Source organism: Brachyspira hampsonii 30446 (assembly GCF_000316195.1).
Lineage (GTDB): Bacteria > Spirochaetota > Brachyspiria > Brachyspirales > Brachyspiraceae > Brachyspira > Brachyspira hampsonii_C.
Map to the genome: position 1 here is coordinate 1,612,024 of NZ_JH994111.1, position 24,508 is coordinate 1,636,531.

Sequence of the window (24,508 nt, forward strand, 5' to 3'; positions counted from 1 at the left end):
TCAATCATTTTTTATATTTTATTTTAAGAATTTTATGATATTCCGGCTATTATATCATTAATTTCTGAGTATAAATGCGAACCTGTTTTTAATTCATCTTTAACTTTATCTCTGGCATGTATTACAGAAGCATGATCTCTATTAAAATCAAGTCCTATTTCTGTAACAGACTTTTTAGAATATTCACAAGCTAAATATATAGCAACATGACGAGCTTTAGATATAAATTTTGTTCTGTTTTTACTTTCAAAAGATGATATCTCTATACCATAATAATCAGCAACTATTTTTTTTATTTCTTTTATTGTAGCATTCTTCAATTTAGGCTTATTAGTGAAATAATCTTTAAATATCTCCAATTTATCGCATTGCTCTATATTAGGAGTTATTTTCATTAAATCTCTTACCGATAAATATGCCCTTATTGCACCTTCAATCTTTCTCACATCAGTTGTAATATTTTCTGCCATATATTTCATAACTTCTTCATCTATACTTGTATGCAAATCGAATAGTTTTCTTTCTATTATTGCAAGTCTAGTTTCATATTGCGGCGGCTCTATTGAAAGAATAAGACTCTTTTCAAATCTATTTTTTAATCTTGCTTCTATATTTCTTAACTCTTTCGGAGGCTTATCACTGACAAATACCATCTGTTTTGATGAATTATCTAAAGCCTGAAATATTTCAAATAGCTCTTTAGATGTTTCCTGAGCACTTTCAAGAAGCTGCAAATCATCAAGCAAAAGCATATCCAAAGATTTATATCTTTTCTTAAAAACTTCAGGTTTTTTATTCTGAAGTCCTGATACATATTCATCTCTGAACCCGCTTCCGTCTATATAAAGAACTTTAGCATTAGGATTATTCTGCATATAACTATTACCTATGGCCTGAAGTAAATGAGTCTTTCCTATACCAACACTTCCATATATATATAGGGGATTATATTCTTTGCCAGGATTAGATGATACATATTTGGCAGCTTCAAATACATATTTATTATTATTCCCCTGTATAAAATTATCAAACCTAAAATAATCGTTTAAATTGCTTTTACTATAAGAATTTTCTTTTTTTGATGCTTCTAATATATTTTTATTAGAATTATTTTCTTTATTTTCAGAATATTCTTCTGTTTCTTCTATATGCAGATACTTATTAACAAGTTCTGCATCTACTTTGACATCTATATCTATATTATGCCCTAGCCTATCTTCAAAAAAATCTTTTATTCTTGCTAAAAAGTCTTTTTTTATATGAGATGCAGTAAAATCTCCAGAGCATACTATATCAGCTTTATTTTCACTATCAGATACAATTATACTGCCTTTAAGCAGAGCAACACCAGCGAACTCATCATCTTCACTTATAATATCTAAAAATTCATTCCAATACTTTTTTATCTCTTCCATATTTTTATCTTTAAAATATATTCTAGCTATATAATAATCGGAATTTATATTTTTAAATTAAATATAGAAAATTACAGTATATATTATTACTAATTAGCTGAAACTTTAAAAACTAATACTATAAGAAGAACCAATATCAGTATAAACATAATAGTAAATATTAATGAAGCCCATTTTATATATTTAACTATCTTATATATAGATGTATTTTTATCTAGTGCAGTATTTTGAATGCCATGCAAAGCCGATGCAATTAAAAACAAAGCGTCTTCTCCCCAACCAACAACAGGTATAACATCCGGAATAAAATCAATGGGCGAAATCGTATATATTAAAGCTAATATAAATGGAATCCAAGAAATGATAGAATTAAAAGAATTATTTTTATCATTAGAGTCATCATTAACTATTTCAACTTCTCGCTCATTATTATCATAATTATTCATAAATCCCCCGTAATATTAGTATTATATATAATTCTTAAAGAGCAGGAGAATGATATCCCTTATAATTACCATTCGGATGACGCATACATTTTGCAGAAGTTAACTGTTTTATAGTTTTATATTTATTACCACAGTATTTACAAGTATATTCATCTTTTTCACTGCCTTCATAAAGTTTATGCTTGCCTTTATAATTACCATCTGGGTGTCGCATACAATTTTGAGAAGTTAATAATTTAACTGAACTAAACTTATTTCCGCAATACTCACAGTAAAAATTCTCCTGACTTTTAGGTATTAAACTTGCAGAAAAACAAAATAATATAAAAGTTATTATATATAATGCTCTCATTTTTTATCACACGAAATTAAATCTTTATATTTAGAGTCTTTAAATTCTATATATGGTTTAGAGCTAAGCATATGAATTGCTGTTATAAGCGAATAACTAATCCAAGCCTTTTTTTCTGTAGGTTTTGATGATGAAGATTCATTTTTTTTAAGAAGTTCATTTAAAGATTTTGCTATATCATCGATATGCTCTTCAAAAAAATCTTCGCATTCATCACAAGTATCCATAGTAGCCTGTCCTTGTATTTCTTCTATTTCCTTTCCGCACCAAACACATTTTACAGACATTTATATACCTCATAAATAATTTTGATAATGGTATTATACAAAAATATTTAACTTTGTAAAGTATTAGAGACTTAATTTTATATATTTTTATGCAAATATATTCAAAATAACAAATAAAAATTCTATAATTTCAAAGGTTTTTTAGAACTGCAAATTAAATTATTTTCATCTGATGATTCTCTTTTATCATTATTTGATACTGTTTTAACATATTTAACTAAATCCAAATAATTATTTATTTTTGATTTTTCTTTAGACTTTCTATATAAAATAGTTGCCAATTCTCTTTTTTTACTATTTATTCCTTTAGGTATTCTATTATTTTCTTTACTAATAATATATGCATATAAAATTTTAACATCATTAATTAAAAAAGATAAATCTTCATTATTAGATATATGATGAACTGATGATGTTATCTGATTATAAGCTTCATCAATTTTCTTGCCTTTAAGCTCTATAAAACATGTTCTATCATATTTTCTATATGCTAAATAGTCACATTTTTTTATGTTATCTGAAATTATACCTTTATCAACTGTAATAATATAAATATCATCTAAAGCGTATATAAAAACTTTAGTCTGAGAATCAAATAAAGTTATAGTTTCATCTTTTTTTAATTGTTTTATAAAATTATCATCAATCATAAATCTTCTTCTATATCAAGTAATTTAGTATAAGTTTCATTTATATAATCAGAAATTTCATCTATCAATTCTGTCATAATTTCACCGCTATTTTCATTTATCAAATTTGAATATGATGTTTTGTTATCTTTAAGATAGAGTTTAAATGCATTTATTTTATCCGTATCAATAACTCCATACTTACCAAATAACTTATCAATCTTTTCATTAACCGCATCATTATTTTTTTCTTTTTTTATCTTTCCTGCATATAATAAATTATTAGTGCTTGTTAATATATAAGGACTATGAGTTGTTATAAAAACTGTACTTCCTGTCATATTCATAAAATGAACTATAAAATCTACTATTTCTTTTTGCATCTTAGGATATAAATGTGCTTCAGGTTCTTCTATAATCACGAAAGCCTTTTCATTTCTTATAATAAGATAATATAAAATGTTCAAAAGCCATAATATTTCCTGATGTCCAGAAGATATATAATTAACAGGTATTTTTTCTTTTTTTTCAGAATCTAATAAAATATATTCTGTACCATTTTCAGAAAAATATTCTCCTTTCATAAGACTAATAATTTTTTCTGACATACTACTTATATAAGTATTATTTCTTTTATTTGGGTAATTTATTTTATTTATACCAGATGAAAATAAAATTTGTATATTTTCTATAAATTGTATAAATTTCAAATTAACTAAATCAATAGCTTCGTAATTAAGTTTAGTTTTCTGATTATTAATAAAAGATAATGAACTTCTAGCAGCAGGTATATAATAAGTTTTATATTCCTCATCAAATATACCTTTATTTAAAAAAATAGGTAAAATTCTTTTAAATAAATCTAGTTTTTCAACTCTATCGTATTTAATATTTTTTATTTCATTATAAAAATTATATACCATATTTAGTAAAGCATCACTATAAGATATAATCAATTTTTTATCTTTATCAAATTTTATTTCTATATTAAGAGATGCTTTATAATTATATAAAATAAATAAATCTGTATATTCTAAATCACCAAATATTTTTATAAATAAATCTTTAGCCTTAATATCTAATTGTGATATTAACTGTTCTTTTGATAAGACATTATTATTTTTATCGTTATTTAATAATAGTTCAACTATAAAAGAATTAACATCATCTTTTAATAATCTAAAAAAATATATACATTTACAAATTGTACTTTTTCCTACGGCCTGCTCACCAATAATCAAATTAAAATCTTTTATATCCATTTCAAAATCTGTTATAGGACCTAAATTCTTAATTATCAAATTTGACATATTATCTCCAAAATAATTTAAACAGTTTATTATTATATAATAAAAATACTAAAATATCTATAAATCACAATTCATCATTTATTATAGTCATGTGAATATGATCTTCCCATTTACCATTAATCTTTAAATATTTCTTAGCAAGCCCCTCATATTCAAATCCCAATCTTTTAGCCAATTCTAATGAAGGTTTATTATGAGGCATTATATTCGCTTCTACTCTATGAAGTTTAAGTTCTTTAAATACTATTATTATTGCTGCTTTAAGGGCTTCAGTCATGTAGCCTTTACCTTGTTCAAATTCATCTAATTTATAGCCTACTGTAGTTGATAAAAAAACCCCTTTATAAATATTGCTGAAATTAATCATACCTATAATCTTTCTTTTATCTTCTATTTTGTATATCCAAAATTTCAGCATTCTTTCCAGCCTGATTTCCTCAAGCTCTTTTTTTATAATATCTTTATGAGTATTAACCTTATAAAATACTTCAGGTCTTTGAGGATCAAACTCTTTAAAAAACTCTCTATTTCTTCTGTAAAAATCAACTATCTCTGAAGCCATATTTATATTAGGCTGTAATAGAAAAAGCCTATTCGTTTTATAAGTCTTTTTAAGCATATAAAATCAACCTATTATAATCTTATTTTTATATTATAATTTTAGAATTAACTATATTAAAACCTTCATGTCTTAGTAAATATTCTTTTTTATCCAAGCCACCGGCATAGCCTGTTAATTTTTTATTTACTCCTACAACTCTATGACAAGGTATAATAATAGCTATTTTATTTTTTCCTTCAGCTGTTCCAACTGCTCTCGATATGCTTCCTCTTTTATTAGAAATATTTGCTGCTATTTCAGAATATGATACAACATTACCAAAAGGTATCTTTAAAGTTTCTAACCAAACATTATATTGGAAATCTGTACCATATAAAGCTAAAGGAATAGAAAATTTTTTTAAATTATTTGAAAAGTAATTATCTAATTCCTTTTTTGCTTTCTTTATTATAGACGGTTCATCTTGTTTTGATGATATATTAATATTATTTAAGTTAAACTCTAATGATGTGATATATTGAGAAGTTTCATCTGTCATTAATATTATATCGCCGATAGGGCTTTTATAAATATAGGCTTTATTAAAAGTTGTTTTTTTATCAAGCCTAATAATTTTCACAATTTAACCTTTTTAAGATTAATTAGAGGACAAGAAGCATATAATCCCTCTATAACTTCAGGATTAACTGCAGCAGAAGCATATCCAAGTACATTTACGCTTACTAAATACTCAGCATCTATAGAAGCCACATACTCAGCCGTATCTCTCGCTGTAAAAAATATGCAGTAATCAAGAGCAACGCCGACAAAATCAAGCACCAAAGTTTCTTTATTTTCTCTGGCAGCATCTATGAATTCTTTATGCATATAAGAAAAACCGGAATTACCCTCGTCGTCCGGATCAACTCCCTTTTGAACATATATATAATCTTTTTTCTTCCTTAAACCATCAACTATAGCCGAACCATAAGTTCTGGCAACGCAATGACGAGGCCATAAAGTAATAACTTCTTCATCTCCGGTATCCTGATCTATAACTTTTATTTTAGAAAAAGGCTCTTTTTCATGAGTTGAAGCAAAAGATATATGATTAGAAGGATGCCAATCCTGAGTTGCAATTATTGCATCATACTCGCCATTCTTTATAAGATCATTTATGATAGGCACTAATTTAGAAGCACCTTTAACAGCCATAGGACCGCCTTCCATATAATCATTTTGCATATCTACTATTGTAAGTATCTTTATTTTACTCATAACCCAAGTCCGTAAACATTAATATTTAGGAAATTTTATTAAGCCCTATATTCTCCTGCACAGGAATAAGAGCTTCTATCGTTTCTTTTATAAGTTCATCTATATTAATTCCCAACATTTCAGAACCTTTATTTATAACTGCTCTGTCAACTTTGGCTGCAAATGCCTTATCTTTCAATTTCTTCTTAACAGATTTTACTTCCATATCATCTAAACTCTTTGAAGGTCTCACTAAAGCACATGCCGTAATAAAACCGGCAAGCTCATCAACAGCATATAAAGTTTTTTCCATATTGCTTAAAGGCTCTATGTCAGTACAAATTCCATAACCATGACTTTGAATGGCTCTTATAAAACTATCAGGAAGTCCCTCTGCCTCAAGTATTTCCCTAACTTTAATACAATGCTCATCAGGATATTTTTCATAATCCATATCATGCAAAAAACCTACCATACCCCATTCGTCTTCATCTTCTGCGTTTTTTCTGGCAAAATATCTCATAACTGCTTCTACTGATAATGCATGCTTAAATAATGAATGCTCATTGTTATATTTTTTAAATAGTTCAATAGCTTTATCTCTTTCTATGCTAGCCATTTAAAAACCTCCAAATATTATCATAAGTATATATTATATTTGTCTATTTTTCAATATTTTATTCTATTTATATAATATTTTAATAATAAAAAAGTTATAATAAAAATAAATATAAAAACGATGATTATAATATTAGTATACATAATATTAAATTAATAATAAATGGAAATAATATGAAAAAACTTATAATAATAACATTATTTATAAATATTATTACTCTATATGCATTAACAGAAAATGAAAATAAAATGATTAATGCTGTCAAAATAGGAGATATTAGAACTATACAAACTCTATTATCACAAAATGTAAGTCCGAATATTAAAGATGAAAGAGGATATTCACTCATACATATAGCAGCAGAAAATAATCAAACTTCATCTATTAATGTACTTAAAACTTCACCATATACAGATTTAAATATTCTTTTGGAAAGTAATACTAAAATAACAAATAATAATCAATACATAGACGGTTCATACTATTCAGCTATGGATATTGCTGCTGTAAATAAAAATTTTGAAAGTGTAAAATTATTGATAGATTCAGGAGCAAATATCAATTTTAAGATGAAAGAAAAACCTAGAAGTGAATTTCTTGCATCAGAATATTCCAATCCGCAAATATTAGAACTTTATCTTAATAAAAATATATACCTTCTTATGAATAGCGAAGATGTTGTATCATTAATTAAATCAGCAAGCATTGGAAATAATGCAGAAAATATAAACTATTTAGTAAAAAACTTAGGAATAGATGTTGATACTAAAGATACAAATACTATGCTTCATTATGCTGTGGGAAATGGTTCTATAGAGGCGGCAAGCGAACTTATAAAATTGGGGGCTAATATTGATAATACAAATGCCAATTTCAAAACATCTCTGCATTATGTAATAGAAAACAATTCTAATAAACTGCTTGAAAGTGTTAATTTACTTTTATCTAAAAATGCCAATCCTAATATAAAAGATAAAAATGGAAATACTGCTTTGCATTTATCTGTAATGAATGCCCATAAATCAAAAAGTAAATATATAGATGTTATAAATGCTTTAATAAAATATAATGCCGACATAAATATATTAAATGAGCAAAATCAATTAGCATTAAATATAGCAGTTATTAATAATGATACTGAAATATCTAATATTTTAATAAATGCAGAATCTGAATTAAATAATATCTATAATGGATATGCTCCTATACATATAGCGGTAAAAAATAATAATATATCTATAGTCGATAATTTATTATTAAACGGTGCTGATGCTGAGATAAAAGACAGCAGAGGATACACTCCATTAGCTATAGCAGTAGAAAATAATAATTTAGAAATGTGCAGAAAACTTATAAGAAATAATGCAGCTGCTGACAGTAAAGCTATAGATTTAGCAAAGAAAATAAATAATAAAGAAATAAAAAAATTGTTAGGATTAGAAGAAGTAAATTAATATTATCTTAACGCACCGTATTTAATTAAAATTTCAGCCATTTTATAATTTTTATTTTCTTCAGACATAGTTAAAGCTGTTTTGTTATAATTATTTCTTTTATTTACATCTGCCCCATTTTCTATTAATATTTCAACTAAATTTCTATAATCAAGTATAGCAGCATACATTAAAGCACTATAACCATGAATATCCTGAATATTGACATCAGCCCCTAAAGAAATAAAAGTTTTCACTATATCAGCATCAGCCTTATTTAAAATATTATACATCAAAGCAGTCTTTCCGTCTAAATTCTGCGCATTAATATCAGCACCTGAATCTGAAAGTAACTTTATTATATTTACATCTCTGCTGGAAGCATACATCAAAGCTGTAGATTTATAATTATCTCTAAGATTAACATCCGCATTATACCATATAAGCATCTGTATAATATCAAAGTCACAAGTATTGCATGCATATATTAAAGCAGTTTTACCGCTGTCATTTTGCATATTAGGGTTTGCATTATTCTTTAATAATAACTCTAGTATATAAATATCTTTATTAAATACAGCATGCATCAAAGGAGTAACACCGTATCTGTCTTGAACATTAATATTAACATCTTTTCTATTAAGTATATTTCTAATTGACATAATATCAGATTTTTCAGCTGCCATAATTAAATCATTTTCATTTTGAGTAAATGAATATATAATATTACAGCAAATGCTTATAAATATGATAATAGATAAAGCCTTCATAATTTATAATTCTATTATTAAATAAAAATATATCAAGAAAAAATAATGCTTATTAGAAAAAAATAAAAAAGGCTTAAATTATGCATAATAAATATACATAATTAAGCCTTGAATATTATAATCAAAAAATATTTAATTATATATTTTTAATTATCTTTTAGCCTGTTCATATTGTTTAGGGAATGGAACATCAATACCTAAAGTTCTGGCAGCCTGTAATGCCCAATAAGGGTTTCTTAAAATCTCTCTTCCAATATATACAGCATCAGCAGCACCGTTTCTTACTATCATATTAGCCATTTTAGGATCTGTTAAAAGTCCTCCGCCTATGCAAGGAACTTTCATATATTGTTTTAACTCTCTGCAGAAAGGTATTTGATAGCCTTCATAAGGTATGATTTTACCGTCAGCAGTAACAGCACCTGTACTAACATTGATAGAATCAAATAATCCTTGTTCTTCTAATGGTTTTAACATATCAACGAAATCTTTTACTGTGTTTCCGCCTTCTTTCCAGTCATATGAAGATATTCTTATTTGTATAGGATAATCTTTACCTACAGCTTCTTTTCCTTTTCTTAAAATCTCTTCTAAAATTTTAGCTCTGTTTTTTCCGTATTCATCAGTTCTTTTATTTGATAATGGTGATAAGAAAGTAGAAACTAAATAACCATGAGCCGCATGAACTTCAATCATATCAAAACCAGCTTTTTTAGCTCTTACAAATGCTTTAACAAATGCATCAACAACTTCATTAATATCTTCTTTAGTCATTTCAACAGGAGTTCTATATTTGTCATTGAATGCTTCAGCACAAGGAGCATATATTTTATCTACTTTTACAGATTCGCATTTTCTTCCTGCATGGTTAATTTGTATTCCAGCCAAAGCTCCGTTATCTTTAATAGATTTAACAAGTTTGCTTAATCCGTCAATATATTTATCGTCCCATATACCCAAATCATTATCAGTGATAGAACTTACATAAGGAAGCACGCCTGTAGCTTCAACAATAATAAGTCCTGTTCCGCCTATAGCTCTTGTAGAATAATGCTGAATATGCCAATCATTAACATATCCGTCTTCTGCACTGTACATACACATTGGAGGCATTACTACACGGTTTTTTATTTCAAGATTACCTATCTTCAAAGGTGTAAAAAGATTGCTTTTTTCTGGTTTCATAAAATAACTCCTTTATAAAAAATTAAATATCAAATATTCTTTATATAGTATTATATAGTATATAACAATTCTTTTAATATTTCAATTTCACAATATAATTAATTTAAATATACTTATAAAATAATTATATGTGAATATCAAAAAAACTAAAAAATATAAAACATATTATACATTTACTATTTTAATAACTCAGAAGCAGTCAAACCTTCATTATTTTTTATGTCAGTTTTAGCTCCTCTTCTAATAAGTAAATCTATAGTAGAAGAATATCCATTTTCACTCGCATAATGCAAAGGAGTATTTCCTTCATTATCCTGAGCATTAATACTTAAAAATGTATTAGATAAATAATATGATATGGCTTCGTCATTTCCATATAGAGCAGCAAAATGCATAACTGTTCTTCCGCTTAATGATTTTTCTCTTGTGAGAGAAGAATCTTTTTCAAGTAAAAAGTGTATCATATAGGGATTAGAAAAAGCTGAAGCATAAAATATACAACAGTACCCATTATAATCTTTTTTTCTTGTGTCAGCTCCATTTTCTATAAGCAGATTTACAGCATTAGTATTACCTTTATATATTGCATATTCTAAAGGAGTTGTACCATTAAATAATACTTCTCCGCTGAAATTTTTTCCTTTTACAGAATATATATTAGTATAATTATTAAGAGGCATTTCTATATCTATAATATTGCTATAGCTTAAAAGAGCCTTCATAACTTCAAGTCTGTCATAATTAATAGCATAAAGCAAAGGAGTAAAACCATCTTCATTTCTTGAGTTTATATTAATACCATTTGAAACAGCCTTTAATACATCAGAAACATTGTTATTATATATAGCTTCAAATAAAGGTCTCATTGCATTGTAATATTCTGAATAATCATCATCGGTATCATCTTCCACATAATCATCAGAATTATCTTCAGTAATACCTTCATCGCTATACTCGTATATTAAGTCATCAGCAAAAGTATTAGCATTAACAGCCATAACATTATCAAATGTGTTTTCATTATTAATGCTGTTAGTATACTGTATATCATTATAAGGTAAAGTTTCTGAATCATAATTGCTGTTTGTGCCAATATTATTATTTTGATTATCATTATAATAATTAGTATTATTATAATCATTATTTGTATTAATTAAATTTGTATTATTTAAGTTTGTATTATTAGTATTTATCTTATTAAATTTATCATTCGTATAGATATTAGTAAATGAATTAGCATCATTACTTATAATGCTTTCTATACTCTCAATACCATCACCATAAAGTAAATCAGAAGCTGTTTTTCCATCATAATTTTTTATAGTATAGTCAGCACCTTTTAAAAGTAAAAATCTGTATGTATTAGTATTATGATTTTTTACAGCCAAATGCAAAGGAGTATTACCATCAATATTTTGTGTATTTATATTTATAGGAGTTCTATTCATAAGGGCAGTCAAAGTATTAGTATTTCCTAATAATGCTGCATTATGTAAAGGAGTATCCCCATATATATCTACAACTCTATAAGAATTACTGCTGTAATTTAAAATCGTATCAATAACTTCTGCACTTCCATAACTCGCTGCATACATTAAAGCATTATTTCCTAAACTGTCTTTTCTGCATATATCAGCTCCGTATTTTAGAAGAGTATTTATTATATTAGTATTACCTTTAAATATAGAATACTGCAAAGGACTTGCATTATACAAATATACATACCCTGTAAACTCTGCTCTGCTTTCATTAAAATATAAATCATCTCTTGGTATAAAACTAGTTTCTATATTAATAATATTTGTATTATCAATTCTATATTTTAAAAGTTCATTAACCATATCATCTTTGCCAAGATGTATAGCATAAGTAAGAGGAGTTTCATAAGCTATAATTACAGAGTTCATATTAAAATTAGAATACATCATTATATTTCTTAAAGCATTAGTATCTGATTCCTGAATAGTTCTAATAATAGACATATTTTCTTCATAAGTATTTGTAAATGAATTATTATTTTCTTCATTGCTATCATCACCTAAATCAACAGCAGAGCTTCCTCCAGATAAAATATATTCAGGCTTTACTCCATAATTATCTCCTATATCTTTATTAGCACCAAGTTTAATAAGAAGATTATAAGCCTCTTTTTTTCCATGATAAGCAGCATAATATAAAGCAGTGCATCCGTTTGAATCTCTGTCATTAATATTCATATCAACATTTTTAATTAAAAAATTAATAGTCTCTAAATTATTGAGAGAAGCAGCATAATGAAGTCCATTAACATCAGAATTTTTATCATTAACTAGGTTTCTATCTTTCACAAGAAGCATTCTTATAATATTGCCATTACCAAAACCGCATGCATATAAAAATACAGAAGTTCCTTCATTATCTCTAGCTTTAACATTGGCATTTTTATCTATTAATTGTTTAACTATTCTAGCATTTCCTTTAAATATAGCAAACATTAAAGGAGTAGCCCCTCCTATATTAAAGCTGTCACCTTCATATTTATTTATATAAGGATAATCAGCAAAATCATCAGGAAGTTTATATTCAATATTAACATCACTGTACTCAAGCAATACTCTTACAGCTCTTTCATTACCGCATTCAATAGCATACAAAAGCGGAGTTAATCCTCTTTCATTTGTGGTATTCAAATTCATTTTATATCTTAAAAGATTTTTTAATTGAGATTCATATTTATTTTCTTTTATGGCATCAAAAAATTCCTGCTCTTTTTGAGTTAAAGCAAATATATTGAAACTAATAGTAAAAAGTAATATAATAAATAAAAATCCTTTTTTAATCATAATAAAAATTTCCTAATATATTTATTTTAATAAGTAAACATAATATTAAAAATTATATAATAATAATTAATTAATGCAATATAACAAAATTGATAATTTAGCGTAAAACATCAGCAGGCTTTAATCCATCATTATTGGCTATATTTTTGTCAGCACCTAATCTTAAAAGCAAGTCATAAGCTTCTTTTTTATTATTAGCAGCTGCATAATACAAAGCCGTCCAGCCGTCATCATCTTGAGCATTAATATCCGCTTTTAAATTTCTAACCAAATATTTTATATTATCTATATTATCATAAACTACAGCCATATGAAGAGGAGTAACATTATCTTTTGTTTTACTATTAATAAGATTTCTATTTTTTAATAAAATATTTCTAAGCATAGAACTATTTCCAAAAGCAGCTGCATATAAAAATGTAGACCAGCCTTCTTCATCTGAAGCATTTACATCAGCACCTTTTCTTATAAGAGCATTTACTATTCTGCCATCTCCGCTGCTTTTAAATATAGCATAAATAAGAGGTGTAGCCTTTCCTATATAAACTGCATCTGAAGAGTTATCTCCTAAATGAGTAAAATACCCCTCAGGAAGGGTAGATTCCAAATCAATATTTCTATTTGCTAAAAGCACATCAACAGATCTAAAACTATTATACTTTATAGCTAAATGTAAAACGCTTAAACCGTATCCGTCTTTAGCATTAATATTAGCACCTCTATTTATTAAAGTTCTTATCTTTCTATAATCATCTTTTTCTACAGCTTTAAATAATTCAATATCAATATCCCTTACCTCATTAATCTCATCTTCAATTTTTCTAGTAAGTATAGTTTCAGGCAATACATTATGATTATCAGCAATATTAGTATCTGCTCCGAGAATTATTAGTAAATTATAAGCCTCAATACTCTTAGAATTTGCAGCATGATAAAGAGCAGTCCAGCCGTCTATATCCTGAGCATTGATATCTATATTAGAATTAGTACATAGATACATCAAAGCATCAAGATTATTATAATCACAAGCTATATGCAAAGGTGTTACATTAAATTCTGTTTTAGTATCAAGCAATGTACTGTCTTTCTCAGCAAGTAATGCAATAGTATCCAAGTCAGAAAAAGCAGCCGCATACATAATGCTATTCCAAGTTTTAAAATCCCTCGCTTTTAAATCAGCTCCATTATCTATTAAAATTTTAGTTATTTCTCCTGCATTCTTATATATAGAATAAAGTAAGAGAGTAGCCCCTCCTAAATTATTTGGATAATCATCTTCAAGTTTTGAATCAATATTTATATTCCCATTACTTATAGCCGTTCTTATATAATCTGCATCATAATTATCTATAGCTTCATATAAATTATCATAACTGATATTTAAATCATAATCCGATATTTCATCAGTTACTATATCTGTAAAATCTTCAGCAAATAAGAATATGCTTAAATAAAACATAATAATTATAATTTTTTTCATAAAAAAACCTAAACAATAATTACTGTGTAGTAGCAGCACTATCTTGCAAATCGGTAATTGTACTATTAAGATTATATTCTTTTTTAGGAAGACCGACACTAGGAAAGTCTGTAAGAGTAAATTCAATCCAAAACTCTTTATTCCAATAAACCCCTTTTACAGAACCCGAAGTAATATCAGACGGAAGTGTTGAAGGTTTAACAGCAAAAGTCGCCTGAATCTGCCACCCATCTAATTCATGCCAAATACTAGCCTCTATGGATTTTAATTTAAATAAACTATCCGTTCTTTTTTGAGAATCAGAAAAATTAAATGAATTTATAATATCCCAAAAAGGATTAACCCAAGTTTGATTTTCTTCTTCTGCATAAGATTTTATATATCTGTAAGTATTTTCATTTGCACTAGTAGTAGATATTCTGAATTTCCATTGTTCTAAAACCTGAAGCTCTATACCAAATGTAAATGAGGCTGTATTATATCTATAATTAATAAAATCATGAGTAAAAGCAAATCCGAAATATAAGTTAAAATCATTAACTATACCATCAAAAAAAGGTTTTTTATTATTTTTTATTAAAATCCAATCTGTGATTTTGCCCAAAGGTATTGGAAAGTGAAAATATGCATTTATTCTATTAGCTGTTAAATTAGTTCCTAATAAATTTCTAGTTACATCATAAGATATATAAGATTCATTATATAAAAGTCTTGCAGAAGCACCTACTTCAGTTGTAAGCATCTTATTTGTGGAAAATTCAACTTGATAAGATTTAGTTTCTACATTATATGTAGGTATAAAGTCATAACCTGTTGTTATAAATGTTTCCATATTAAGATTTAAATCTGGTAAATAAAACAAACTATACCCTGTTCCACCCATAGAAAATCTGGTTGTAAAATTATGATTATTAAATTCCCCAAATTGTGAATTTCCATAATCATTATCAACATACTTTTCTTTAAATCTATATCCCAAAGTATAAGTAGTATCCCATCTTATGGTAGGTTCAAAATATTGAGTAAAATTATAAGGCAGAATACTATAAGGTAAAAACATAGAAAAATTCATACCAGTTCCTAATCCCAAATAAGTATTATCTTTATCATAAATCAAATCTTCAGCTGAAGGATCTATACTATTTTGATATGCATATTCCATATTAATACTAGGCACAAACCTTATAAAATCATTAGTAAAAGTTCTTGATACATCTCCGTATAAATTAAGATTATTCCTCTCAGAAAGCTTATCATTTAATTGTGAGTCAAGCATCGGATTATTGTAAAAGGCTATACCTTCTGATGTCTTATAATTAATAGTATGATTATAATTAGCTCTTAAATTATAGTTAATATTAAGATTCGGAAAGTAATAAGATGTTTCATCTCCAAATACAGAACTATAACTAGCTTCTACAGAAGGAAGAATAAGTTTATATGGTTTAGGCATATAATAATCAAAGTTAGTATTAACATCAACTGATATATTTCTAACAGATTGCAAATCCCATTCTGCTCCTACTTTTAAATTGACGCCATAAATATTATTATTAAAATATACAGAATTTTCAATATAACTTTCAGGATAAGAATCGCCTATATCCTGTAAATCTCCTGTAAGGGAAGTAAAAAATGTTAATATATCAAAATTACCTCTTTGATTGTAGAAGTCGGATCTAAAATATAAATCACTATTTAAATTAAGCTTTCCTGTAACATAACTATTTATATTTTGACTGCTGTATAATTGAATTGTATGATCATATTGAAATTTGTATCTTGGTACAAACTTCCCAGACTCACCTGATGTAAAATAGTTAACATACCTAGTTCCATAACCTATACTTGAAGTAATATAAGAGTCAAGTAAATAATACTGTCTTCCTAAAGCAAACATAGCATCAAGAGCCAAATTCTGATACTGACTTGTATATCTTATTTCATCGCCAATCAAAAAACCTAATTTCTGATAAGCATCAAATCTTACTTTATGCTGAACTCCATACAAATCAAATATTTTATAATTCTGTATATAAACACCTTCTCTTAAAGATTCTCCGAAGGAAGATATTATACCTGTACCGAAATTGTTTTGAATAAATAGAGGAAAATAGAATACAGGCTGTCTTCCTACCCTATAAAGACTATTAAATACCATCATTTTTTTACTATCCCAAAGATAAACTCTGCTGGCTAAAAAATCATGGGCTACAGGAGTAAGACGAGAAAAACTTACACTGCTGTTCTCAGCAAAAAAATCCTGATCATTAAATTTTATAATACGGCCTTCAACTGTAAAACTCATAAATTTCGTGCCGCCGCCGAATAGAATACCTTTTTTATTTTCCCTATTCAGCATAAACCATTCACCATTAAGAGTAGTATCAGATGACTCTACGGTTATATTACCAGAAGCAAAAACTTCGCCAGTCTTCAAACTATAAACAACTTTGTCAGCTATTAATGTATTATTATACATTTTCATAGTAACATTACCGTATAATGATATAAGCTCCTCATCTGCTTCTTCTACTGCATATCTTTCAGCAAAATCCGCACCTACAAGTTCTACTTGAGCTCCGCCTTTGTTTATAGTTGTTCTTGCAATTTCCCTTACCTCTTCATTTCCTCTAATAACTTCCTGCTTTATATTTACTTGCCTTTCTATTATTCTAGCTCTCAAAGTAGATTCTGTATCATAAGGATAAATTTCTATATTATTAACTTTTGCATATTCTTGTAATACATAATACGGAGTAAAATTAACTAAATTAATAAATGACACAGGGTTTCTTCTGGCATCGAATCTATTTATCTGCATTATTGCACCTTCACCTCTATTAGCAGAAATGTTATTATTATTTGTTGCAATAGTATTTGCATTAGTATTATCTGCATTAGTATCCTGAGCATAAAGACACACATTAAATATTAATGTAAATAATAACAAGACAAAGATTCGCATTCTATCCTCTAAAACTCAATCACTAACTTTAAGAAAATTTAATTTTAAAGAAATTGCGTTTGCCTACTTTTAAAATCCCCTCTTTAGAAATCAAAAAATTTATATCATTTATCTTTTCATTATCCAAAGCAACACTTCCTTGAGAAACAAGCCTTTTCAAATTGGATTTACTTTCTGATGACATACAAATGGATAATACATTTAAAATATTATCATCTTTATAAATAATAACTTCTTCTATCTCATCAGGAAGTCCTTTAGAACTGAATATTCTTTTAAACTCTTCTTCAGCATTCAATGCTTCTGATTCTCCATGATATATTTTTACTATCTCTTTTGCTAATATACCTTTTATATTTCTAGGGTTTTCACCATTTTCCATAGCTTTAACATAATTCTTTATATCATCTATAGGTATATCTGTAAGAAGCTCCATATATTTAGATATTAAACTATCCGGTATACTCATAGCTTTACCATACATATCTTTAGGACTGTCATATATTCCTATATAGTTTCCTAATGATTTACTCATCTTCTCAACACCGTCTAAGCCCTCCAATAAAGGAACAGTAATAACAGCCTGAGGAGATAATCCATACTCCTTCATCAATGTTCTTCCTACAAGCAAATTAAATTTCTGATCATTTCCTCCAAGCTCAACATCACATTCCAAAGCAACAGAATCATATCCTTGTGCTAATGGATATAAAAATTCCATAATACTAATAGGCTGTCCGTTTTTATATCTTTTAGAAAAATCATCTCTCTCTATCATCTGAGCTACAGTATATCTTGAAGTAAGTCCTAGCACATCTGCAAAACTCATTTTCTCAAGCCATTTAGAATTAAATTCAACTATAGTTTTTTCAGGATCCAAAATTTTAAAAACCTGCTGCTTATAAGTTTCAGCATTCCTTAAAACATCTTCTAAAGTAAGTCTTGGTCTTGTTTTAGTTTTACCTGAAGGATCTCCTATTCTTCCGGTAAAATCACCTATTAAAAATATAACTTTATGACCTAATAATTGAAAATGTCTCATTTTTCTTAAAAGTACAGTATGTCCCAAGTGTATATCTGGTGCGGTAGGATCAAAGCCGGCTTTTACAGTTAATTGCTTACCGCTTTTTAATTTTTCTTTTATTTCTTCTAAACCTATAACTTCGCTGATTCCTCTTGTAATTAACTCTATAGATTCTTCAATACTGTATTTTTTATCTTCCATTTTACTATCCCTTTAATAAAAATTATTATAACAAAAATATAATTATAGTAGAATATTAATAATAATGTAAATTTCAATTAAAGTCAAATAAAGAATTTTTATTATGTTAATTATAAATAAAATAGAATAATTTTTTAATATTAATTCAATATTTTTTAATATATAATCTTATTACTTTATTATCATTTCTTTTGTGAAACTATTCAAGTTTTTATGTCCTTCCTTAGTTACAAGTATCAAATCCTCTATTCTTACACCCACTTTCTTATCAGCATAATAAATACCTGGTTCTATTGAGAATATCATGCCCTCTTTTAATAATGCCTGATGAACAGAACTAACATCTCCATATTCATGAACATCCATACCTATGCAATGCCCTGTTCTATGAGTAAAATATTCTCCATATCCATTTCCTGTTATATATGAACGTGCCTCATTATCTATATCTGAAAATTTTAATCCTTCCTTTACTTTATCAATAGCTCTTTCATTAGCAGTTTTTACTATATTATATATTTTTTTAGCCTCATCATCAGGCTCGCCAAAAAATATAGTTCTAGTCATGTCAGAACAATATCCATCATGCATGCAGCCCATATCTATAACCAAACAGCCATTATCTCCTATTATATTATTGCCTGTAGAATAATGAGGATTAGCAGCATTCTCTGCAAAAGCTATTATAGGTGTAAAAGAAAATCCTCCGTCTGCTCCGTTTCTTTTATATATAAGTTTTAATTCCTCTAAGATGTCAAGCTCTTTCATGCCAGATCTTATAAAATTAATAATATCATTCATACTTTTATCATTAATCTCTGATGCTTTTATCATCTTTTTTATTTCTTCTTCGTCCTTTTGCATTCTTACATAGTCTATACAGCTTGACGCATTTAAATAACTTTCTGCAATATTAAGCTCCATCATCTCAAGCAAAAAATTTGATGTCATTACCTTATCTATTCCTATATTTTTATCTTTACGGACAAATTTTGATAATTTCTTTACAGCACTTTCTGTATCTGAATAGTATAAAATATCTATATCATTATTATTTAATGGAAAAAGCTGATTATTAATAAGATGAACTTCATTATCCTGATTAATATAAAGTCCTAAAAATCTTTCTCCTGAATGTATATTAATATTTGTAAGATAATATATTGACATTCTATCTGTTATAACAAATTGATAAATATTTTTTTCTTTCATAGAATCAATAACTCTGTTTAATCTATTAGCATTCATAAGAATAATTCCTTTAAAACTCAAAAATTATTAAAATGCATTATATACTGTAATATATTATTTGTATATAAATTATTTGTTTTTTTCAGGTAAACTAAGCAAAGTCAAAGCAGTCAATGTTAATAATACACCTATAACGGAAAGTACAGTAGGAATTTCATGATAAAAGAATATGCCAAAAAACATTGCCGCTATAGGCTCTCCTGATGCCAATATAGAAGCCTTTCCCGCATCCATATAACCTAAAGCTATAGTAAAAAATGCATAAGGAAATACCGATGTACAAAGAGAATGAAAAAGCATAAAAACTAACATTCCTGAACCATTTTCTATTACAACATTTGAAAGAGCTTTCCAATCGGTAAAAGGAAGTGATATTACGGCTATGCTTATTAATGCATACAATGTAACTGTCAATGTATTATAATTTTTTCTTATAGCAAGTTTAGAGAATATACTGTAAAGTCCGTAGAAAAAAGCACCTAAAAAACCTATAAATATACCGAAATATGTCCAATGCATAGTTTCATTAGTTTCAAGTATTCCGCTTGCAAAGAAACAGCCTAACAATGCTAGTATCATACAAATAATTTTTTTTGATGTGATTTTCTCTTTAAAAAATATATTGGCAAATATTAAAACAAATATAGGTGATAAACTCAAAAGAATAGCAGACAAAGATAATGATAATTGCTTTACAGCCTCATTATAGCAAATATTAAGCCCCAATATTCCAAGTATGCCGGATGCAATAAATATCCATAAATCTTTTAATTTTATTTTTACCAAAGATCTGTCATATAAAAATACACTTATAAAAAATATTATGCTTGCTAAAATAACTCTTGAAGAAACTACAGTAAAACTATTTATATTTAATTCCATAAGTCTTCTGATAAATATTCCGCCGCCGCCCCAAAATATACCAGATAATATAGGAAGAATTGGTATAAACTTTTTCATAATGAAGCAAGACTCCATAAAATAATAATTAAAATTTTGAATAGGTATTATATATTAAAAATAATTTTTTTTAATAAGATTTTTTAAATATTTTTTATATTGAATGATTTTCATTAATTATCGATGTTCTAAAGAAGTATAACTTAAAAGCTCAAAAATAATTTACTTGGGAAAGTTGAATATTTAATATATCTATAAAAATGGCTAACCAATTTATAGTATTTTTAATATTAAAGCTTTATTATAAAAAATAGTTAAAAAAATAAACCGCTTTTGTGGGATGAACAAAGCGGCTTATTACAAATATAGTTATTGGGGGGTAGTCCAATCAACTAAATATATTATCGGCCGCTTGGAAATTAACTTTAATATTTTTATAAAAAAGAGAAAAATTATTAAAAAAATATAATATACTTGTTTCAAAACTAAATTTATAAATTTTTAATTTAATATTTTTAAATTATAGTTGGGGCTTCACATTTGTGCACCGCTCTGCGTACTTACGCAAAACCCCACTTCTTTTGTGAGGCTGTCCGCCTCGTTGTGCGTGCCTTTAGCAGACGAAAGACTGCATGTTTATATACTAAAATAATAGTTTATACAACATGTAAAATATCATATTTATAATTTTAAACATTAAATAATTTCATATTTAATGTTTTCAAGTAGTTTTGAAACAAGTCTAATATAAATAAACATGTATTTTTAATTTAAAAAAAATTATATTAAAATTTTCAAATTATAATAAAACATATAAATACTTGAAATTTATATTTATATAATATATATTTGTATATAAATCATAATTATATATATCTATTTTGATAATTTCATAAAAATCATAAGGAGTAAATATGTCTGATAATAACCCTCCAAAAATATTTGAAATAGCTAAAGATTTATCATCATCATCACTTAACCCTATTAATGCTATAGCAAATGCTACTAATAGTATAATATCATCTATATCAAATGCTAAGAGCAAAATGGTTGAATCTGATAATAATAGAGATATAGAAAATAAAAGAACTGATGCAAAATTAAAGATAGATATCGCTAGCTCTAGCATAACTGGTATAGCAAATGCTGTTTCATCAGTATCAAATGTTATATCGAAATCAAAGGAAACAAAGGCTAAAATAGTTGAATCTGATAATAATAAAGATATAGAAAATAAAAAAACTGATGCTATGATGAAAACAAGTATTACAAATTCTGCTATAAGTGGAGCTGCAAATGTTGGTAATTCAATAATATCTTCTATATCATATGCCTTTGGGAAATCAAAAGAAAGTGAGACTAGAATATCAGAATCTAAAGATAATAAAACAATAAAAATAGCTGAATCTGATAATAATAAAGATATAGAAAATAAAAGAACTGATGCTATAATGAAAGTTGAAATCGTAAAAGAAGGAGTAAATTTAACTTCTGTTGTTCTTAATAATACTGATGCAATAGTTGATGTATTAAATACATTTAAAGAAGCAAAATTAGCAATGGCGGAAATAGAAGCAGATTTAGAAAAAAATCAACTTGAATTTGAAAAATGGAAAATTCAAGCTAATAACGATTTGATAAAATTCCAAGAAGCATCTAATAATACAAAAGAAATTATAAGCTCATATTCAAGAAGATTAGAAAAAATTACAGATACTATTTTATCAATACCTACAGATACATTAAATGTAGAGGAAATAAAAATAAGAACACAATTATTAGAAAAAATGGATAATATAGATGATAAATTAGCTAAGACATTATTTGAATTATTAGGAAGATGAAATGGATATAAAAACTTTAAATGTAGATGCCAATGAGTTATTAAAAATAAAAACAGATTTAGAAAATATACTTAATGAAATGGATAGATTAGCAGGAGAATGGATTAATATATCCGCTTCAATAAAAGATGTTGCAGTTTCTTTCTCTATAATAAATAAAAAATTAGGTATAATAAAAAAAGAAACTTTATTAAAAATAAGTCCGAAAATAGGATTAGCAATAGCAGCTGGTACTTTGATAGTTAAGGGAACAACAAAAATAATTACTGAAATGCAGAAAAACAAAAAAATTAAGGAAACATTGCCTATTTTAAAAGAGACAGCTAATATAAAAATACCAATAATAAAAGAGCATATAGAAACACTGGAACATAAATTAATGAAAGTTAATAAAATATTAACAAGCGATATTCAAATAAAATTATCAGAAAATAATATACAAAATAAAGATCTATTAATAAATGGAATAAATTCATCATTTACTTCTTATTGTACATTAAACCATGTGTATAAAACCTGTCAATATGTTCTTGATACATATTATGCATGGTTAAATGATAAACTCGACTGCGGAAAATCAGTGCCAAATATAAATCAAGTATATTATGAATCTACTTTGTATTTATATAATAACTCCTATTTTAAATCAATTATAACATCAAATCCTAGTTTTGGTTCATTACTAATTATAAATAACAATGATAATCCTGAAATTGAATTTATACCAACTCTACTAACATCGTATGCTTTAACTAATAATAATGAATTATATAATTTTATATTCAATAATAGAAAAAATGAAAATCTTAAAGAAAGTAAATTAATAAATACTTTTAAGAAAGCAAGAAAATTAAAGATAAAAGAAGAAATAAAAAAGAAGTTTATTAATAATCCTATAATTTTATTATTTATTTTTATTGTAACTTCATTAACTACTTTTTTTATAGAAAAAAAATGCATATGGAACTTTATTGCAAACATCTTTATTTACATTGGCAGCAGCATTAATAGCAACAATTATATTCTATGCTTTAACTAAATTATATTCTATATTCCTAATAAATAAAAAATCTAAATTTGATTCTGGTGATATTTTAAAATCTTTGTTTTCATTTATTATTATGATATTATTGATTATTGGAAGTACATTTGGATATAATAAATATTATAATGTAAATTATAAAGAAAATAATATAATAAATATTAAAGATAATGAAAACAATATATTAAAATTGATATCAAATAAAGATTTTGAAAATGCCTACAATAAGAATTCTTCTTTTCAATTATTAAATAAATTTCCTATTGTAGATATTAAAGAAGGAAAAACTTTAAAAAATATAAGAAAAGAACTTTATAATAATATGGCAACAAACTTTTTTAATAATATGGAATATATAGTATTTAATGAAGATATGGATTATGATAATTATAATTATATTTCAACAGCTTACGAAAATAGGAAAAAATATTATACAAAAATTATTGATAAAGATCAAAAAGAATATGCTGATAAATTAATGAAAGATATACCTGAAATTGTTGATAATAAAAGACATCAATATTTATTATCTCAAATTTCAATAATAGAAAATTTAATAGAAGAAGATAAGAAGCTAGAAGCTAGAAAAGCCATATTTCAATTAGAGCATTTATCTGATTCAAAACTTAAAATAAATGATGAAAAGAAATTATTGTTTTTTGGTAATACGATTGAATATAAAAAGTATTGGGAAAAAGAAAGAGAAAGATTATCAGAATTAATAAAATAAAT

Annotated in this window: 22 protein-coding genes; 4 read left to right on the forward strand and 18 right to left on the reverse strand. The window is 26.2% G+C overall.

What is annotated here, in order from left to right; translation table 11 throughout:
• Nucleotides 1-32: 32 nt before the first annotated feature.
• The 10 genes from dnaA to A966_RS11785 all read right to left on the reverse strand — a co-directional run bounded on the left by dnaA (nucleotide 33) and on the right by A966_RS11785 (nucleotide 6,856).
• Complete coding sequence (gene dnaA, locus A966_RS11740) at nucleotides 33-1,415, reverse strand: chromosomal replication initiator protein DnaA (protein WP_008725871.1); 1,383 nt, start codon at nucleotides 1,413-1,415, stop codon at nucleotides 33-35.
• Nucleotides 1,416-1,504: 89 nt separating this feature from the next.
• Nucleotides 1,505-1,861, reverse strand: a complete 357-nt coding sequence (locus A966_RS11745) for a YkvA family protein (RefSeq protein WP_008725873.1) — start codon at nucleotides 1,859-1,861, stop codon at nucleotides 1,505-1,507.
• 34 nt (nucleotides 1,862-1,895) lie between these two features.
• Nucleotides 1,896-2,213 (reverse strand): hypothetical protein, encoded by a 318-nt coding sequence (locus A966_RS11750; protein ID WP_008725875.1) that lies wholly within the window; start codon nucleotides 2,211-2,213, stop codon nucleotides 1,896-1,898.
• A complete protein-coding gene (locus tag A966_RS11755) occupies nucleotides 2,210-2,500 on the reverse strand; it encodes a hypothetical protein (protein ID WP_008725876.1) in 291 nt (96 codons plus the stop codon). Before A966_RS11755 ends, A966_RS11750 begins: the two co-directional genes overlap by 4 nt.
• 122 nt (nucleotides 2,501-2,622) lie before the next feature.
• On the reverse strand, nucleotides 2,623-3,150 hold the full coding sequence (locus A966_RS11760) for a hypothetical protein (RefSeq protein WP_008725877.1): 528 nt from the start codon (nucleotides 3,148-3,150) through the stop codon (nucleotides 2,623-2,625).
• Nucleotides 3,147-4,439, reverse strand: a complete 1,293-nt coding sequence (locus A966_RS11765; RefSeq protein WP_008725879.1) for an AAA family ATPase — start codon at nucleotides 4,437-4,439, stop codon at nucleotides 3,147-3,149. Before A966_RS11765 ends, A966_RS11760 begins: the two co-directional genes overlap by 4 nt.
• Nucleotides 4,440-4,503: 64 nt before the next feature.
• Nucleotides 4,504-5,058 (reverse strand): GNAT family N-acetyltransferase, encoded by a 555-nt coding sequence (locus A966_RS11770; protein WP_008725881.1) that lies wholly within the window; start codon nucleotides 5,056-5,058, stop codon nucleotides 4,504-4,506.
• A 28-nt stretch (nucleotides 5,059-5,086) separates the two neighbouring features.
• Complete coding sequence (locus A966_RS11775) at nucleotides 5,087-5,620, reverse strand: methylated-DNA--[protein]-cysteine S-methyltransferase (protein WP_008725883.1); 534 nt, start codon at nucleotides 5,618-5,620, stop codon at nucleotides 5,087-5,089.
• Nucleotides 5,617-6,258: an isochorismatase family protein gene (locus A966_RS11780; RefSeq protein WP_008725884.1), complete on the reverse strand. Its 642-nt coding sequence runs from the start codon at nucleotides 6,256-6,258 to the stop codon at nucleotides 5,617-5,619. Before A966_RS11780 ends, A966_RS11775 begins: the two co-directional genes overlap by 4 nt.
• A gap of 25 nt (nucleotides 6,259-6,283) precedes the next feature.
• On the reverse strand, nucleotides 6,284-6,856 hold the full coding sequence (locus tag A966_RS11785) for an HD domain-containing protein (RefSeq protein ID WP_008725886.1): 573 nt from the start codon (nucleotides 6,854-6,856) through the stop codon (nucleotides 6,284-6,286).
• 173 nt (nucleotides 6,857-7,029) lie between these two features.
• On the opposite strand from A966_RS11785, the gene A966_RS11790 reads away from it, so the two are divergent.
• Entirely contained in the window at nucleotides 7,030-8,310 is a 1,281-nt protein-coding gene (locus A966_RS11790) for an ankyrin repeat domain-containing protein (protein ID WP_008725888.1), read from the forward strand.
• A 2-nt stretch (nucleotides 8,311-8,312) separates the two neighbouring features.
• Here the strand turns inward: A966_RS11790 and A966_RS11795 are convergent, their stop codons facing one another.
• The 8 genes from A966_RS11795 to A966_RS11830 all read right to left on the reverse strand — a co-directional run bounded on the left by A966_RS11795 (nucleotide 8,313) and on the right by A966_RS11830 (nucleotide 20,950).
• Nucleotides 8,313-9,059 carry an ankyrin repeat domain-containing protein gene (locus tag A966_RS11795; RefSeq protein ID WP_008725890.1) on the reverse strand — a complete coding sequence of 249 codons (747 nt, stop codon included), beginning with the start codon at nucleotides 9,057-9,059 and terminating at the stop codon, nucleotides 8,313-8,315.
• Nucleotides 9,060-9,209: 150 nt separating this feature from the next.
• A complete protein-coding gene (locus tag A966_RS11800; protein WP_008725892.1) occupies nucleotides 9,210-10,244 on the reverse strand; it encodes an NADH:flavin oxidoreductase/NADH oxidase in 1,035 nt (344 codons plus the stop codon).
• A gap of 176 nt (nucleotides 10,245-10,420) precedes the next feature.
• Nucleotides 10,421-13,066: an ankyrin repeat domain-containing protein gene (locus tag A966_RS11805; protein WP_008725894.1), complete on the reverse strand. Its 2,646-nt coding sequence runs from the start codon at nucleotides 13,064-13,066 to the stop codon at nucleotides 10,421-10,423.
• A 97-nt stretch (nucleotides 13,067-13,163) separates the two neighbouring features.
• Entirely contained in the window at nucleotides 13,164-14,546 is a 1,383-nt protein-coding gene (locus A966_RS11810) for an ankyrin repeat domain-containing protein (RefSeq protein WP_008725897.1), read from the reverse strand.
• Nucleotides 14,547-14,565: 19 nt separating this feature from the next.
• Nucleotides 14,566-17,514 (reverse strand): LPS-assembly protein LptD, encoded by a 2,949-nt coding sequence (locus A966_RS11815; protein ID WP_039955665.1) that lies wholly within the window; start codon nucleotides 17,512-17,514, stop codon nucleotides 14,566-14,568.
• Nucleotides 17,515-17,542: 28 nt separating this feature from the next.
• Nucleotides 17,543-18,739: a tyrosine--tRNA ligase gene (gene tyrS, locus A966_RS11820; protein ID WP_008725900.1), complete on the reverse strand. Its 1,197-nt coding sequence runs from the start codon at nucleotides 18,737-18,739 to the stop codon at nucleotides 17,543-17,545.
• 171 nt (nucleotides 18,740-18,910) lie between these two features.
• Nucleotides 18,911-19,987: a M24 family metallopeptidase gene (locus A966_RS11825; RefSeq protein WP_008725904.1), complete on the reverse strand. Its 1,077-nt coding sequence runs from the start codon at nucleotides 19,985-19,987 to the stop codon at nucleotides 18,911-18,913.
• Nucleotides 19,988-20,059: 72 nt separating this feature from the next.
• The gene (locus A966_RS11830; protein ID WP_008725905.1) at nucleotides 20,060-20,950 is read right to left on the reverse strand and encodes a DMT family transporter; all 891 of its coding nucleotides are present in this window, start codon (nucleotides 20,948-20,950) and stop codon (nucleotides 20,060-20,062) included.
• Nucleotides 20,951-21,804: 854 nt separating this feature from the next.
• Here A966_RS11830 and A966_RS11835 point away from each other — a divergent pair.
• From A966_RS11835 to A966_RS11845, 3 genes are read left to right on the forward strand one after another with little or no spacing between them, the layout of a single operon-like run.
• Entirely contained in the window at nucleotides 21,805-22,734 is a 930-nt protein-coding gene (locus A966_RS11835) for a hypothetical protein (RefSeq protein ID WP_008725906.1), read from the forward strand.
• Between the two features lies 1 nt (nucleotide 22,735).
• Nucleotides 22,736-23,773 carry a hypothetical protein gene (locus A966_RS11840; RefSeq protein WP_008725907.1) on the forward strand — a complete coding sequence of 346 codons (1,038 nt, stop codon included), beginning with the start codon at nucleotides 22,736-22,738 and terminating at the stop codon, nucleotides 23,771-23,773.
• On the forward strand, nucleotides 23,706-24,506 hold the full coding sequence (locus A966_RS11845; RefSeq protein ID WP_039955666.1) for a hypothetical protein: 801 nt from the start codon (nucleotides 23,706-23,708) through the stop codon (nucleotides 24,504-24,506). Before A966_RS11840 ends, A966_RS11845 begins: the two co-directional genes overlap by 68 nt.
• Nucleotides 24,507-24,508: the final 2 nt, after the last annotated feature.